This window comes from Paraburkholderia sp. BL21I4N1 (genome assembly GCF_002973525.1).
Lineage (GTDB): Bacteria > Pseudomonadota > Gammaproteobacteria > Burkholderiales > Burkholderiaceae > Paraburkholderia.
On record NZ_PVEN01000003.1, the window covers coordinates 24,841 to 40,659 of the forward strand.

The following is a 15,819-nucleotide window of genomic DNA, read 5'->3' on the forward strand; positions in this document are numbered from 1 at the left end:
CCAGCTGGCTTGCGAACCGTTTCCACATTCTCAGCAGGATCACGAGGAGAAGATGGAGATGACAATGGATATTCTGGTCGAGCGCGCCGACGGCGTGCTGACGATTGCCTTCAACCGGCCCGACAAGAAAAACGCGATCACGGCCGCGATGTATCAGACCATGGCCGACGCGCTCGTTGCAGCGCAAGGCGATACCTCGGTGCGCGCGATTCTGATTCGCGGCAGCGCGAATATTTTCAGCGCCGGCAACGATCTCGAAGACTTTATGAAGACGCCGCCGATGGGCGAAGACGCGCCGGTGTTCCAGTTCCTGCGCGCGATCAGCTCGGCGGAGAAGCCGGTGGTGGCGTCGGTGGCGGGACCGGCGGTGGGCATCGGCACGACGCTGCTGCTGCATTGCGATCTGGTTTATGCCGCCGATTCGGCTAGCTTTTCGCTGCCGTTCGCGCAACTGGGGCTGTGCCCGGAAGCGGCGTCGAGTTTGCTGCTGCAGCGCGTGGGCGGTTATCAGGCGGCGGCGGAAAAGCTGCTGCTCGGCGAAGCGTTCGACGTGACCGAAGCGCAGCGTATGGGCTTCGTGAATCGCGTGTTGCCGGCGAGTGAAGTGGATGCGTTTGCCGCTGCGCAAGCCGCGAAGCTGGCGGCGTTGCCGGCGTCGTCACTGCGCGTGACGAAGAGTTTGATGAAGCGCGCGAGCCAGCAGGAATTGCAGACGCAAATGTCGGAAGAAGCCGTGCATTTCGGCAAGATGCTGCTCGCGCCGGAAGCGCGCGAAGCGTTCAAGGCATTCTTCGAGAAGCGCAAGCCGGATTTCCGGGCTTTTCCGTAAGCGTTGGTGCAACGCGGGGAAAGCGAAGGGCTCGAAAGCCCGATCGGCCGACCCGCGTTACTCCGCGATCGAAAAACGCGCCGGGCGCTTTTGCGGCGCCGCCGGCCGTTTCACGCGCGCCGTGGCGCCGCGAATGAAAAGAATCGCGCAAAAGGCGACCATCGCCCAGATGCAGAGAATTACGGTCAAAGCACTCATTTCAGTTCTCGGAGTGGCGACATTGCCGCGCTACGGCGATCAATTCCGGCTAGCCTTGCGGCTGCTCAATGTGTCGTGGGTTGGTCCGCGCCGTCGAGCAGAAGCTGGTCGATCAGGCTGGTAGAGATGGCGAGCTGCCTTTCGAGCGATGCCCGCGCCGCTTCCGCCGCCGCTGCGTCGCCGCGCGCCACGGCTTGATGGGTCAGCGTGGCAAGCTGCAATACTTTCCCGGAGGAGCGGTGCAGGCCGTCCATCATGTCGGCATCGACACCCGGCGGGAGCATCTCCTCGGACGTAAACAGGTCGGGCAGATCAAGATCGAACGGACGGTTTTTGGCGTGACGGGATGACATTGTCGGGCGGCTCTCGCGATTGGCACGATGCTAGTGTGAGCCGATTGGCGCGCGGCTAATTCGCCGAAAAGAGGCCAGATTTGAAGGCAATCCGGTGGCGTGGGGCGCCGATGCATGCCGACGCTCAACCTGGCACTCAATCCGGCGCCGGCTGCAACGTGTCGTAGTCGACGTAGCTCGTCTCGCGGCAGAAGCTCACCAGCCGCACGCCCGCCTTGCGCGCAATCGCAATGGCCAGCGACGACGGCGCCGAGATCGTCGCGACCATCGGCACGCCGACGCGCGCCGCCTTGCGCACCAGCTCGTAACTGGCGCGGCTCGACAGAAACACAAACCCCTCTTTCGTCTCCACGCGATCCAGCACGAGCTGGCCGATCAGCTTGTCGAGCGCGTTATGGCGGCCGACGTCCTCGAATGCGTAGCGGATCGCGCCTGCCGCATCGCACCACGCGGCGGCATGCAGGCCGCCGGTCAATCGCGTCAGCGCCTGGTGTTCGGGCAAGCCGTGGGCGGCGCGGGCAATCGCGTCCGGTGCGAGCCGCTGCAGAAAGCCGGTATCGGGCACCCGTTCCGGGTTCAGATCCAGCAGATCGATGCTCTCGATCCCGCAGACGCCGCAACCGGTGCGCCCGGCGAGCGCGCGGCGCTTTTCCTTCAACGCGACGAACGCCTGCTGTATCACTTGCAATTGCACTTCTGCATGCGGCAATTCGCCGTCATCGTGCAGCTCGACTTCGATGTCGTGAATATCGCTGCCGCGCTCGACGATGCCTTCCGAGATCGCGAAACCGACCGCAAACGCTTCCAGATCGCGCGGCGTACACATCATCACCGCGTGCGAAATGCCGTTGAAGACGAGCGCGACCGGCCATTCCTGACCGACGTGATCGGTGACGGTTTCGACCGCCGCGCCGCGATGCCGGTGTACCTGACGCTCCACCGCGCCCGGCTGTCCGGCTGTTTCCAGTTCGTTCAAGCTCACTTACTCCCATACCTTGCCGCGTGCCGCCAGGTGCCGTCACTGCGCGAATAAGGTTCTAAAATACCTCAAGCCGGGCTTGCATGTTGCCCGCTATCCACGAGGACACTGTCATGGGACTCAACGAAGCACCGCTTCTGTTCAACTTCGAGGTCGAGTCTTCGGAGAATTTCACGTTCATCCCGATGTCGGTTCGCTTCAATCTCGACCGTTTCGGCTTGCGCATCACGCTCGCGCAATGGCAGATGCTGCCGCTCGAAGACCGCAAGTTGCTGGCGCGATTTCCGGTCGAGGACGACACGGAAATCGAACCGAATTTCGACCACGCGCTGTTCGAAATGCTGCGCACCCACTCCAACGTCGAGCCGGAGTGGTTTACGCCCGAGGAAGCGCCGCTCTGGCGTCGCACCGATAGCGTGCCGGAAGGCGTCACGCACCAGGCCGAACTCGCTGGTCTGACCGCGCCGAGCGTGGCGCGCTGGGCCGAGCTCGATCCGTTCAAGCGCTACGTGCTCGCCAAGTTGTCGCGCAAACCGGAGGCCAACCACGACTTCATGCCGGCCATGAAGGAATTTGGAGGCGGCGCCTAGCCGGGACGTCTGGCCCAAAACGCCTGGCCGAACTTGCCTATTTTTTCACCCACACCCTCAACCCGCTCCGAACGCTGCCGTTATCCATGGGTTGGCACGTAAAAAAACTCGCATCGATGCGGTCTGTTGCACCGAAAGCGACCACGCGCTCCGCCCTCGGAACGATCTGACGTTCGGAATCCATGACTTCTTTTTTATCGAAGCGGCTGCTGATCAATCTGGCAGTCGTTGCTGCCGCGGTCGGCGCGAACGCGTTCGTCGCTTATTCGCAGATTTGCGGTCAGCGCGACGCCGACGCGCGCATGCTGCGTTCGACCAGCGTGCGCGAGAACCTCGACGCCTACCAGACGGCGCTCGACGGTGGTCTCGCCACGCTCGGCCGCTTCGAGGCGACGGGGGAATCGGCGCCGGTCGGCGCGGCCAGCACGACGCGGGCGACGCTCGCCGCCCTTGAGCGCGACCTGCGCAGCGAGCTGGCCGGCGAACCGGCCATGCTCGACAAGCTGGCCAGACTGAGTGTCGACAGCCACGCGCTGCAACACGACATCGACGATGCGCTGTTGAAAAGCGCCAGCGCCGAGCCGAACTCGTCGCGGGCGTGGGCCGCGTCGACCTATACGCATCTGGGACTGGGACTCGATCGGGTGGAAGCCGGTCTCGCGGCTTTGCGCGGCGAGGAAAGCCGCGCGCTGCAGGCTTCGCTCTCGGCATCGACCAGCGAAACCCAGCGCGCCATGTTTCTGCTGATCGTCACCATGCTGGCCGGCAGCGCGCTGCTGATCTTCACCTTCGGCGCCCGCGAAAGCAGCGCCCGCGAAAAACTCCGCACCGTGCGCGCGCTCGGCCGCAACGACGAACGCTTTCGTGGCCTGTTCGACGATCATCCGGTGCCGATGTACATCTTCGATCGCGAAACGATGCGGTTTCTCGCCGTCAATGCGGCCGCGATCCAGCAATATGGCTACTCCGAGACCGAATTTCTCGGCATGACGATTCGCGCGATCCGGCCGAACGCGGAGATCGCGCGGCTCGAATCGCATCTGCAGCGCAGCGAAATGGCGCCGCGCGGCCGCACGATGGCGGGTATCTGGCATCACCGGCGCAAAGACGGCTCGACGATCAGCGCCGACATCTCGTATCACGCGCTGAACTTCATGGGTCGCTCCGCGTTTTTCGTGCTGGCGGACGACGTCACCGACCAGATCAACGCCGAAGCCGAAGCGCAGCGCTCGAACCAGATGCTCGAAGCGGTGATCGACAACATTCCGCAGCGCGTGTTCTGGAAGGATCTGGAGTCGCGCTATCTCGGCTGCAATATGGCGTTCGCGCGCGACGCGGGGCTCGCCTATCCCGAGCAGGTGGTCGGCAAGACCGACACCGACCTGCCGTGGCGCGCCTTCGCCGACCTGCTCAACGATCACGACAAGGAAGTGGTGAGCACCGGCGTGCCGAAAATGAGTTTCGAAGTCGATCTGGTGATCGACGGCGTGCATCGCACCACCGTCACGAGCAAGCTGCCATTTACCGATGGCGACGGCCGCGTGATCGGCGTGCTCGGTTCGTACACCGACATCACCGAACGCAAGCGCGCCGATCTGGCGCTGCGCCTGCAAAGCCGTGCGCTCGACGCGAGTGTCAACGCGATTCTGATCACCGCGCCGTCGCCGACGGGCAATCTGATCGAATACGTCAACCCGGCGTTCATGCGGATCACCGGCTACGATCCCGCCGAAGTGATCGGCCACGATTGCCGCGTGCTGCAGCGCGACGATCGCGACCAGGAAGGTGTCGCGCTGATTCGTCAGGCGCTCGGCGCGAACCGCGAAGTCAGCGCGGTGGTGCGCAACTATCGCAAGGACGGGGCGCTGTTCTGGAATCAGCTGTTCATCGCGCCGGTGCCGAATACGGACGGCGTCATCACGCATCACATCGGCGTGATCAACGACGTGACCGATCTGATGCGCTATCAGGAACAACTCGAATACCAGGCCAACTACGACAGCCTGACGCGTCTGCCGAACCGCAACCTGCTGCGCGACCGTCTGCAACATGCACTGATCGTCGCGCAGCGGCAGCACAAGGGCGTGGCGGTCGTGTTCATCGATCTGGACGGCTTCAAGAACGTCAACGACAGTCTCGGCCACAGCGTCGGCGACCGCTTGCTGAGCGTGGTCGCGGAGCGGCTCGCGCGCTGCACCCGCACCAGCGACACGGTAGCGCGCCACGGCGGCGACGAGTTCGTGATCGTGATGACAGACACGGTCGACGAACAATCGCTGATTGCATGGATGGAGCGCGTGCGCGCGTCGATCTCCGAGCCGGTGTGGCTAGACGGCACCGAGCTTTACGTGGGCTGCAGCATGGGCGCGAGCCTGTTCCCGCAAGACGGGGAAGACGCTGAAACGCTGATGAAAAAGGCCGATCTCGCGATGTATCGCGCAAAGGACATGGGCCGCAACACGTTCCAGTTTTATCAGCCGGAAATGAACGCAAGCGCCGGCGCGCGTCTGAATCTGGAGCGGCGCTTGCGGCGCGCGCTGCGCGACAACGAATTCCTGCTGCACTACCAGCCGCAGGTGGACATTAGCAGCGGGCAGATCGTCGGTACCGAGGCGCTGGTGCGCTGGCGCGACCCGGAGGTGGGGCTGGTGCCGCCGTCGTCGTTCATTCCGCTCGCGGAGGAAAGCGGGCTGATCGGACCGCTGTCCGAGTGGGTGTTACGCGAGGCGTGTCGCCAGAACAAGGCGTGGCAGGATGAAGGCTTACCCGCGACGCGGGTGTCGGTCAATCTGTCGGCGCGGGTATTCCAGCAGCGCGATATCGCGAAGCTCGTCATGCAGGTGCTGGCCGAAACGGGTCTGGAGCCGCAATATCTGGAACTCGAACTGACCGAAAGCACGATCATGCGCAACGCCGAAGAAGCGGTGTCGATGCTCAACGAACTGCACGCGCTGGGCATTGGGCTTGCGATCGACGATTTCGGCACAGGCTATTCGAGCCTCAGCTACCTGAAGCGTTTCCCGGTGGACCGATTGAAGATCGACCGCTCGTTCGTCTCCGACATCGGCGTGTCGGCCGATGACGAGACGATCACGTCGGCCATCATCGCGCTCGCGCATTCGCTGAAGTTGCAGGTGATCGCCGAGGGCGTGGAGACGTCGGCGCAACTCGACTTCCTGCGAGAGCGTGCGTGCGATGAAATGCAGGGCTTTTACTTCGCGAAGCCGATGGGCACGGAAGCGATTGCCAAACTGCTGCAAGGTGGGGCGACGCGGGAACTGGCGACGGTTTGAGGAGCGGGCGATAGGTCACGTGCCTGAACCGGCTGCGGACTCACGCAGCCGGCTCGCTTCAGGTCACACCGGCGGCGTGCTCACGAACACCGGCAACGTCTCCGCCAATGTGGAAAACGCCTTCAGGTGCGGATACGCGGCTTCGTTGACGATCTCTGGCAGCATCATCTGCGTGAAGCGCCACGCGACCGCCACCGTGATATCCGCCGCGTCGAAGCGATCGGTTTCAGTGGGCGGCGGCGTGGTGGCGAGATCCTGTTCGAGCGCGGCATAAGCGGCGAGCAACTGCGAGCGCACACGCTCGATCCACGGCTCGTGCTGCTTCTCAAGCGGCCGCAGATTGCGTTCGTAGACGATCTGCACGGTCTTTTCGCTGGCGGCCAGCGCAAGGCCGCTGAGGTGGGCCGCGCGCAACGCGTCGTCCGGACGCGACGGGAACAACCGCTGCTGCGGCCCGGCGAGGGTCGCGGCGTACTGAAGAATCGCCGTCGAGTCCATCACCACCAGTCCGTTATCGGCGATCAGCGTCGGCGCTTTGACGACCGGGTTGATCTTCGCGAACTGGTCGTAGGTGCTGAACACCGAAATCGACTCGTGCTCGAACTCGAGCTTCAGCAATTTGAGGCAGATGGCGACGCGGCGCACGTAAGGCGAGTCAAGCATACCGATCAGTTTCATCTCATTCCCGTTAGAAGTTCTTTCATAGGTGCCCGAGGCGGCCGCGTTGGGCAGGTTTCAATACCGGTGCGGTTATTGGCGCGTCAAACCGATAGATTAAGCATCCCTGCTCGCCAAAAAAAGCGACATTAATCGACGGTTTACGTCAGAATTTCTTACATGAAACCGATCCCGCCCTTAACCGCGTTGCGTTGCTTCGAGGCTGTCGCCCGTTTGGGCGGCGTCACCCAGGCCGCGCGCGAATTGCATGTCACGCATTCGGCGGTGAGCCAGCAGATCAAGGTGCTCGAAGACAGCATGGACCTCGCCTTGTTCATGCGCGAGGCGCGCGGGCTGCGGCTGACCGAAGTGGGGCGTCTCTATGCCCTCGAAATCCGCACCGCGCTGCGCGACATCACGCACGCCACGCGCCGCGCGCAGGCGCGTCCGCAGGAAAGCGAGCTGGTGATCGCGACGTTGCCGTCGTTCGCGCAGCATTGGCTCGTGCCGCGTCTCGCGAGTTTCCGCGAGGCGCATCCGTACTATCGGGTCCGTTTGCTGACGAGTCTGCACGTCGAGGATTTGCGCCAGGGCGCGTGCGACGTCGGCATTCGAATGGGCCAGGGGCATTGGCCCGATGTCGCGCAACAGAAGCTGTTCGACGACGAGATCGTCGCCGTCGCGGCGCCGCATTTCGCGCTTGGGCCGAACGGGCGCTTGCCGGTCACGGCCGAGGACGTGATGGCCTGTCCGCTGATCTCCAGCCCCGACACGCCCTGGACCGACTGGTGCCGCGCGGCCCAGGTCGCGGAGCCCGCGGACGAAGCCGTGGTGCTGTCGGCGAACGATTCGAACATCGTGATCGGCGCCGTGCTGATGGGGCAGGGCGTCGCGCTCGAACGGCGCAGCCTGGTGGGGCATGCGCTGGCGCGCGGCGAACTCGTGCAGATTACCGGCATTCGTGCGCCCTATCGTTATCCCTACTGGCTCGTGTGGCAGCAGCGCGAAATGCTCAATGCCCGGCAGGCCCATTTCGCGCAATGGATCGAAGGACAGGTCGACGTTTATCTGCGCGGCAACGCTTCCGCCTGAATGCCGATTCGCGTGCGTTAACCCCGTCCTGGTGCGCGGAAACCGTTTTGCGGACGGGTTTCGGTCGGCTATATTCGGAATTCCCAACTTAAGCTGCGCCGGGAACCATGAAGCATCGATTCACGTGGCGTTGCGCCCATTCGTTGTTGCTGCTCGTACCAGGTCATGGGCGTCGCGCCGCCGTACAGATTGCCAACTCGACTGGAGAGAGAACAATGACGTCTTCACCTGCAAAGAAACTGGCTGTGTTGCTGGCATCGGTGGTAGTGAGTGTGGCGTGCGTCGCACCGGCGTTCGCGCAAAGCGGCGGCGGTGGCGCGGCGGGCGACGATTCGGATGCGGCCAAGCCCGTGGCCGCGTCGAAAGCGACCACCACGAAGGCTCAGCGCAAGGCGGCGCGCAAGCAGGCGCGAGCCAAGAAAAACGCCGAGTTGAAGAATCTGGAAGCGAACGGCTATAACCCGTCGCGTAATGATCCGAACTATCCGACCGACCTTCAGAACGCGCAGAAAAAGGCGGCTGCCGCAGCGGCGGCGAGCCAGTAAGCCGACTCACGGCGCGTAATGCAAACGAGGCGCCTAGGCGCCTCGTTTTCGTTCTGGCCCGCCATTCAGCGGCGAGCTTCAGCCGAGTCCGTTTATTCCACCACCGGCAACGCGCGCGGACGGCGGTCGCTATCGGTCGCGACGTAGGTCAGGAGCGCCTCGGTCACTTTCACGACTTCTTCGGTCAGGCTCATACGCTGCGCGTAAACCTCGACCGACACCGTCACCGACGTATTGCCCGTCTTGACGATATCCGCGTAAAAGCTCAACAGATCGCCGACGAAGACCGGCTGCTTGAACACGAACGAATTGACCGCGATGGTCGCCACTCTGCCGTTGGCGCGGCGGCTCGCCGGAATCGAGCCAGCAATGTCCACTTGCGCCATGATCCAGCCGCCGAACACGTCGCCGTGGACGTTCGCGTCCGACGGTTGCGGCACGACGCGCAGCGCGCAGGACTTTTGCGGGAGTTGAAGGAGATCGGTCATTGGGACACTCTTGAGAAACGGATTGGCCAGGTCGACTGGACCGGCGGGCGATGGTGTTCACAGGCAACCGCGCAAGCGCCTCGCTCAGGGACGACCTGGTTGCGCGGCCGGCGGATGACAGGCGGCCGGTCTGCCCATGGAAAGCGGCGCCAGCCGGCTTCTGCGACAATATAAAGATCAGGAATTGTACGGGAAAGCGCCCAGCCGGGTTGCGCGACAAAAAGCGGTGTGCCGATCGATCGGTACAACGTGGTCGGCGCGCCGCTGCGAACTCCGGCCTTTCCATCCTCTCCCCAAGCCGACCTCCATGCGCCGCACGCCCTCGTCCGAACCCTCGCCGATCTCTACCCAGCCGCGCAACGACTGGCAAACGATTCTGTCGCTACTGCCCTATCTCGCCACCTACAAATGGCGCGTCGCCTTCGCGCTGAGCTGCCTGATCGGTGCGAAAGTCGCCAACCTCGGCGTGCCGATCGTGATGAAGCGGATCGTCGACAGCCTCGCGTCGGTGCAGCATCTCACCGCGCTCGGTCGTGCGCATGACTCGCCGGCTATCGTGCTGCTCGGCGGCGTCGGTTTGCTGGTGGTCGCCTATGCGGTGGTGCGGCTGTCCACGTCGCTATTTACCGAGCTGCGCGAGATTCTGTTCGCGAAGGTGACCGAGAGCGCGGTGCGCCAGCTGGCGTTGAAAGTGTTCCGCCATCTGCACGCCTTGTCGTTGCGCTTCCATCTGGAACGGCAGACCGGCGGCATGTCGCGCGATATCGAACGCGGCACGCGCGGCATCACGCAACTGATCTCGTACTCGCTCTACAGCATTCTGCCGACGCTGGTCGAGGTCGGCCTCGTGCTCGGTTTTTTTGTCGTCAAATACGAATGGTATTACGCGGTAGTCACGTTCATCGCGCTAGCGACGTACATCGTTTTCACGGTGAAGGTCACCGAGTGGCGCACGCATTTTCGCCGCACGATGAACGAACTCGATTCGAAGGCGAATTCGCGCGCGATCGATTCGCTGCTCAACTACGAGACCGTGAAGTACTTCGGCAACGAAGCGTGGGAAGCGAGCCGTTACGACGAAAACCTCAAGCGCTATCGCACGGCCGCGATTAAATCGCAGCGCTCGCTGTCGGCGCTGAATTTCGGTCAGCAGGCGATTATCGGCACGGGGCTCGTGTTTATTCTGTGGCGCGCCACGCAAGGCGTGATGGCGGGGCGGCTCACGCTCGGCGATCTGGTGCTGATCAACACGTTCATGCTGCAGCTTTATATTCCGCTGAATTTTCTCGGCGTGGTGTATCGGGAATTGAAGCAGAGTCTCACCGACATGGATCGCATGTTCACCCTGCTTGGCGCCGCGCAGGAAGTGCCCGATCTCGCCGGTGCGCCCGCGTTGCAGGTGAGCGGCGCGCAGGTGCGCTTCGAGCATGTGAACTTTGCGTACGAACCGGCGCGGCAGATTCTGCACGACGTCAGCTTCACGATTCCGGCGGGCACCACGACCGCGGTGGTGGGGCATAGCGGCTCGGGCAAATCGACTCTCGCGCGGCTGATGTTCCGCTTCTACGATCTGGACCGCGCGACGGGCGGCGCGATTACCATCGACGGTCAGGATATTCGCGACGTCACGCAGGATTCGCTGCGCGCGTCGATTGGGATCGTGCCGCAGGATACGGTGCTGTTCAACGATTCGATCTACTACAACATCGCTTATGGGCGGCCTTCAGCCACGCGCGAAGAAGTGATCGCGGCGGCGCGCGCGGCGCATATTCACGACTTCATCGAAGGACTGCCGAAGGGCTATGAAACGCCGGTCGGCGAGCGCGGCCTGAAGCTCTCCGGCGGCGAAAAGCAGCGCGTGGCGATTGCGCGGACCATTCTCAAGAATCCGCCGATCCTGCTGTTCGACGAAGCGACCTCCGCGCTCGATTCGCGCTCCGAACGCGCGATCCAGCATGAGCTCGATCAGATTGCCCGCGAGCGCACCACGCTTATCATCGCGCACCGGCTGTCGACGGTGGTGCACGCGCAGCAGATCATCGTGATGGACAAAGGACGGATCGTGGAACGTGGCACGCACGCGGAATTGCTGCATGCGAACGGGCTGTTCGCGCAGATGTGGGCGTTGCAGCAGCAGCGCGTGGCGCAAGCGCCGGAGGCGGTCGATGCGGTGGGCGCGGGCGAGAGTTGAGCGGCGCGGAGGGCGGCCGGGCGTTAAGTTGCGCGGAGGGCGATCGAAAGTTAAGCCGCGCTGAGCGTGGCCGAGCGTTTAGCGGCGCTGGGCGCGGCCAAGAGTTTAGAGGCGCTGGGCGCGACCAAGAGTGGGGCGGCGCCGAAGCGCGCCTAGCGCGCGTTTTTCAGCCGCAGGTCCAGCGCGCCAAGCTGCGCCGCCGTGCCGACGTTCTCCCACAGGCCCTCGTACAACTCGCCGCTCGCGCGCCCGCGCGAGATCGTGTCGTGGTAGTACGGCGTCAGCGCGCGCCGTGTGCCGCGTGGCAGATCGCGGAACATCCGCGTGTCGTAGAGAGCGATGCTGCCGAACGTCAGACGTGGCTGCGCGTCGAGCGACACTCTCCCGTCGACCAGACCGAAGTCGCCGCCCGGATGAAAGACTGGATTCGGCACCATCACCAGATGCATGCCCGGCTCGGGCAACGCGTTGAGTCGCCCGGCGTGGGCATTCAGCGCGGCGTAGTCAAAGTCGGCGTACACGTCGCCGGCGACACCGACGAACACTTCGCCGCCGTCGCCATTGCTGCCGCCGTCTTCCAGTAACGGCAGCGCCTGCGCGATCCCGCCGGCCGTTTCCAGCGCTTCATGCTCGGCCGAGTAGCGCAGCTCTACCTGCCAGCGTGAGCCGTTACCCAACACGGCCTCGAACTGCTCGCCGAGCCACGCGTGGTTAATCACGATGGTGCGAAAGCCGGCCTGCGCGAGCCGCTCGATCTGCCACACGATCAGCGGTTTGCCGCCCACTTCGAGCAACGGTTTCGGACAGGTATCGGTCAACGGACGCATGCGCTCGCCGCGGCCCGCGGCGAAAATCATCGCTTTGTTCACGGATGTCGTCATCGTTCAGAAGGTGTAGCCGACTTCATCCGCGCGGCCTTCGAGCTCGTCGAGCAGCTTCGCGAACGGACGCAGCGGCGCGTAACGTTCCGCGACCTTTCGCGCGTAGCCAATGAAGCGCGGCAGATCTTTCATGTAATGCGCTTTTTTATCGCGGTAGTTGATCCGGCAGAACAGCCCGAGCACCTTGATATGGCGTTGCAGGCCCATCCATTCGAGCTGACGGTAAAACTCGCCGAAGTCGGGATCGACCGGCAGGCCGGCTTTTTTCGCGCGTTCCCAGTAGTACACGAAGCAATCCAGTTCGAACTCTTCGTCCCAGCCCAGGAATGCGTCGCGCAGCAGCGATGCGACGTCGTAGGTGATCGGACCATACACCGCGTCCTGGAAGTCGAGCACGCCGGGGTTCGCCGTGGGGTTTTCCGCGCCGTTCGACCCAGTGGTGCCTGCGGCGGCCGTGGCGACCATCAGATTGCGCGGCATGAAATCGCGCAGCATGAACACCTGCGGTTGCGCGCGGGCGCTCGCGATCAGCAGCGCGAAGGTACGGTCGAGCAGACCGCGCGTCTTGTCGTCGATCTCGCGGCCCAGATGGCGGCCGATGAACCACTCCGGCATCAATTCCATCTCGCGGCGCAGGAACGCTTCGTCGAACGGCGCCAGCACGTCCTCGCACGAGGTCAGTTGCCAGCGGATCAGGGCGTCGAGCGCGTCGCGCATCAGCGTGCGCGGACGGCGCGCGTCGTGCGCCTGCTGCGCGTCGGCCAGCGCGCCGAGGTAGGAATCGGTGCCCAGATCGGTCACGAGCATGAAGCCGGCGTCGAAGTCCACCTCCAGCACACGCGGCACGTTGACGTTGGCGGCCTCGAGCAACTGGGCCACCTGCACAAATTCGCGGCACTTTTCAGGGGGCGGCGCGTCGACGGCGATCAGTGTGCCGGTGCTTTCGTCTTCCGCCGCCTTACCGGCGAGCCGGAAATAGCGGCGAAAACTGGCGTCGGACGAAGCCGGTGCGAGCGTGTCGAGCTCGAGCGAATAGCCCGCTGCATGGCGGTTCAGCCAGGCTTTGAGCAGGTCGAGACGGGGATCTTGGAGGTCTTGGGAGGAGGTCAGCGTCATGAAAACCGGCGGCAAATTCTGAGGGGCAACGTCTTGCCATATAATACCCCACGACTTTTTTGACGCGACTCACGCCAGCTTTCGCGCGTTCCGCTTCACCGCCCGCCTCACCGTTCGAAAGATTGTCATTTGATGTGCAGCCGACTGTCACGGTCGGGGTGCGCAGGCGGTGGATCGTGACTGTAAAAGCTGGCGGATGAGCCGATTCGCCAAACGATACATGCCGCCTAGACAGCTTTCCCAAACGACTCCCTCTTGTGCCGTAGTGCCGCGCAAAAGGCGGCTCGTCGCGGCGTTGATCGCCGTTCCGGGCCTGATGCCCGCGCTTGCGCACGCCCAGCTGGTGGGGGAAGCCGCGCAGCCGCAACCGATCGACGCGCCCTGGGGCATGCAGCTCGCCCCGCAACTGGAAGAACATCCACTGCTGCAGGGGCAGAAGGCGGCCACCTTCGTGCTCGGCGACACGACCACCGGCACCACCGACCAGGACATGGCGGCCAAGGGATCGGCCGAGATACGCCACAACACGATGGTGATCAAGGCCGACGCCCTGCATTACGATCAGGACACGGACATGGCCGACGCGTACGGCCAGGTCCACGTCAACAACAACGGCAACAACTTCGTCGGACCCGAAGCGCACATGCGGCTGGATTCGAGCGAAGGTTTCATGACCGCGCCGAAGTACCACTTCAATGTGACGGGCGGCTCGGGCAGCGCGCAACGGGTCGATCTGCTCGACAGCGAGCGTTCGGTCTTCACGAAGGGCACCTACACGGCCTGCCAGTGCGCGGACGACCCGGCCTGGTACATCAAAGGCAGCGAGTTCGATTTCGACACCGGCGCGGACGAAGGTGTCGCGCATAACGGCGTGCTGTTCTTCCAGGGCGTGCCGGTGTTCGCCTCGCCGTGGCTGTCGTTCCCGCTCTCGGGCGAGCGCCGCAGCGGGGTTCTGCCGCCCACGTTCTCGCTGAGTTCGTCGAACGGCTTCGAACTGTCGGTACCGTATTACTTCAACATCGCACCGAACCGCGACCTGACCATCACGCCGCGTCTGATCTCCAAACGCGGTGTGCAGTTGCAGTCGTCGTTCCGCTATCTGTCGCCCACGTATTCCGGCTCGATCACCGGCGAGTTCCTGCCGGACGACCGGCTGACCAAGACCAACCGCTACGCGCTGTACATCCAGCACAACCAGAACTTCGGCAACGGGTTCGGCGGCTACATCTACTACAACAAGGTTTCGGACAACACGTATCCGGAAGACCTGTCGTCGTCGGTCAGTCAGTTCATGAACGGCACCCAGCTCCTGTTCCAACAGGAAGCCGGGTTGACGTACAACAACGGCCCGTGGTCGGTGCTCGCGCGCGAACAGCACTGGCAGACGCTGACGCCGTCCATCGCGCCATATGGCCGCGAGCCGCAGTTGAACGTGAAGTACGCGAAGTACAACATCGGCGGGTTCGATTACGGCGCGGAAGCCGATTACTCGAATTTCCGCATCACCACCGCGGACACGACGCAGGGTCAGCGGGTGATGTTCAACCCGTACCTGTCGTATTCGGTGGTCGGGCCGGGCTACTTCGTCACGCCGAAGGTGCAGTTGCATCTTGCGTCGTACGACCTGAACAACATCAGCAGCACCACGCCGGCCGGCTCACCGAAGAATTTCACCGAATCGATTCCGACCTTCACGTTCGATACCGGCCTGATTTTCGATCGCTCGGTGCGGATCTTCGGCGAGGATTACATCCAGACGCTGGAGCCGCGGCTGTACTACGTGTACACGCCGTATCGCAACCAGCAGTTCGCGCCGCTGTTCGACACCGCCGAATCCGATTTCGGGCTGGCGGAAATCTTCTCGCCGAACACCTTCGTCGGTAACGACCGGATCGCCGACGCGAACCGTCTGACCGCGGCCATCACCACGCGCTTCATCAACCCGGCCACGGGCGACGAACGCGCGCGCTTCGTGATCGCGCAGCAGTATTACTTCCAGGACCAGCGCGTCACGCTGCTGCCGACCCAGACCAGCACGCAGGCCACGCATTCGGACCTGATCGTGGGGGCGTCGCTCAAGCTCGGCGCCGGTTTCGCTTCGGAAACGGCGTTCCAATATAATGCCGACAACAACCAGCTGGTGAAGACGAGCGTCGGCTTCGGGTTCAGCCCGGCCAGCGGCAAGGTGATCAACGTCGCGTACCGTTACACCCGCGCGAACACCACGCTGGAGAACACGCCGATCAACCAGGTGCTGGTGTCGGGGCAATGGCCGCTGACGCACCACGTGTACGGGGTGGCGCGGTTCAACTATGACCTGGGTGGAAAGCGGATCGTCGACGGTCTGGTGGGCCTGCAATACGACGCCGACTGCTGGACGCTCGGCGCCGGCATCCAGCGCTACGCGAACGGTGTGAACACCTCGAATCAGAATCAGACGAGCACGCGGTTCCTCGCGCAGTTGACGTTCAAGGGCTTGTCGAGCGTCGATAATGGGCTGATGGCCGCGTTCCGCAACGGCGTGCAGGGCTATACGCCGTTGCCGCCGCCGCCGCCGCCGGAAGCGCGTTTCACCAATTACGAATGACGCGGTTCGGTCGCGATCGT

Annotated in this window: 13 protein-coding genes; 7 read left to right on the top strand and 6 right to left on the bottom strand. The window is 63.5% G+C overall.

The window, feature by feature from the left end; genetic code table 11:
* The first annotated feature begins 58 nt into the window (after positions 1-58).
* Entirely contained in the window at positions 59-829 is a 771-nt protein-coding gene (locus B0G83_RS09745) for an enoyl-CoA hydratase (protein WP_105507673.1), read from the top strand.
* Between the two features lie 263 nt (positions 830-1,092).
* Here the strand turns inward: B0G83_RS09745 and B0G83_RS09750 are convergent, their stop codons facing one another.
* On the bottom strand, positions 1,093-1,380 hold the full coding sequence (locus B0G83_RS09750; RefSeq protein ID WP_105507241.1) for a hypothetical protein: 288 nt from the start codon (positions 1,378-1,380) through the stop codon (positions 1,093-1,095).
* Positions 1,381-1,516: 136 nt separating this feature from the next.
* Positions 1,517-2,356 (bottom strand): formate dehydrogenase accessory sulfurtransferase FdhD, encoded by an 840-nt coding sequence (gene fdhD, locus B0G83_RS09755; protein WP_105507242.1) that lies wholly within the window; start codon positions 2,354-2,356, stop codon positions 1,517-1,519.
* Positions 2,357-2,472: 116 nt separating this feature from the next.
* On the opposite strand from fdhD, the gene B0G83_RS09760 reads away from it, so the two are divergent.
* Both B0G83_RS09760 and B0G83_RS09765 read left to right on the top strand, forming a co-directional pair.
* Positions 2,473-2,949 (top strand): nitrate reductase associated protein, encoded by a 477-nt coding sequence (locus B0G83_RS09760; RefSeq protein ID WP_105507243.1) that lies wholly within the window; start codon positions 2,473-2,475, stop codon positions 2,947-2,949.
* A gap of 182 nt (positions 2,950-3,131) precedes the next feature.
* Positions 3,132-6,242, top strand: coding sequence for an EAL domain-containing protein (locus tag B0G83_RS09765; RefSeq protein ID WP_105507244.1), 3,111 nt, complete (start codon positions 3,132-3,134; stop codon positions 6,240-6,242).
* Between the two features lie 63 nt (positions 6,243-6,305).
* On the opposite strand, the gene B0G83_RS09770 is transcribed toward B0G83_RS09765, so the two are convergent.
* Complete coding sequence (locus B0G83_RS09770; protein ID WP_105507245.1) at positions 6,306-6,920, bottom strand: glutathione S-transferase; 615 nt, start codon at positions 6,918-6,920, stop codon at positions 6,306-6,308.
* 159 nt (positions 6,921-7,079) lie between these two features.
* On the opposite strand from B0G83_RS09770, the gene B0G83_RS09775 reads away from it, so the two are divergent.
* Positions 7,080-7,991, top strand: a complete 912-nt coding sequence (locus tag B0G83_RS09775; RefSeq protein ID WP_105507246.1) for a LysR substrate-binding domain-containing protein — start codon at positions 7,080-7,082, stop codon at positions 7,989-7,991.
* Between the two features lie 215 nt (positions 7,992-8,206).
* Entirely contained in the window at positions 8,207-8,536 is a 330-nt protein-coding gene (locus tag B0G83_RS09780) for a DUF4148 domain-containing protein (RefSeq protein WP_105507247.1), read from the top strand.
* 92 nt (positions 8,537-8,628) lie between these two features.
* Here the strand turns inward: B0G83_RS09780 and B0G83_RS09785 are convergent, their stop codons facing one another.
* Positions 8,629-9,024, bottom strand: a complete 396-nt coding sequence (locus B0G83_RS09785) for an acyl-CoA thioesterase (RefSeq protein ID WP_105507248.1) — start codon at positions 9,022-9,024, stop codon at positions 8,629-8,631.
* Between the two features lie 307 nt (positions 9,025-9,331).
* Here B0G83_RS09785 and B0G83_RS09790 point away from each other — a divergent pair, with 307 nt between their 5' ends.
* Positions 9,332-11,215, top strand: a complete 1,884-nt coding sequence (locus tag B0G83_RS09790; RefSeq protein WP_105507249.1) for an ABC transporter ATP-binding protein/permease — start codon at positions 9,332-9,334, stop codon at positions 11,213-11,215.
* 152 nt (positions 11,216-11,367) lie between these two features.
* Here the strand turns inward: B0G83_RS09790 and murU are convergent, their stop codons facing one another.
* Both murU and B0G83_RS09800 read right to left on the bottom strand, forming a co-directional pair.
* Complete coding sequence (gene murU / locus B0G83_RS09795) at positions 11,368-12,096, bottom strand: N-acetylmuramate alpha-1-phosphate uridylyltransferase MurU (protein ID WP_105507250.1); 729 nt, start codon at positions 12,094-12,096, stop codon at positions 11,368-11,370.
* A gap of 3 nt (positions 12,097-12,099) precedes the next feature.
* Positions 12,100-13,212: an aminoglycoside phosphotransferase family protein gene (locus tag B0G83_RS09800; RefSeq protein ID WP_105507251.1), complete on the bottom strand. Its 1,113-nt coding sequence runs from the start codon at positions 13,210-13,212 to the stop codon at positions 12,100-12,102.
* 220 nt (positions 13,213-13,432) lie between these two features.
* On the opposite strand from B0G83_RS09800, the gene B0G83_RS09805 reads away from it, so the two are divergent.
* Entirely contained in the window at positions 13,433-15,799 is a 2,367-nt protein-coding gene (locus B0G83_RS09805) for an LPS-assembly protein LptD (RefSeq protein WP_105507252.1), read from the top strand.
* The last annotated feature ends 20 nt before the right edge of the window (positions 15,800-15,819 follow it).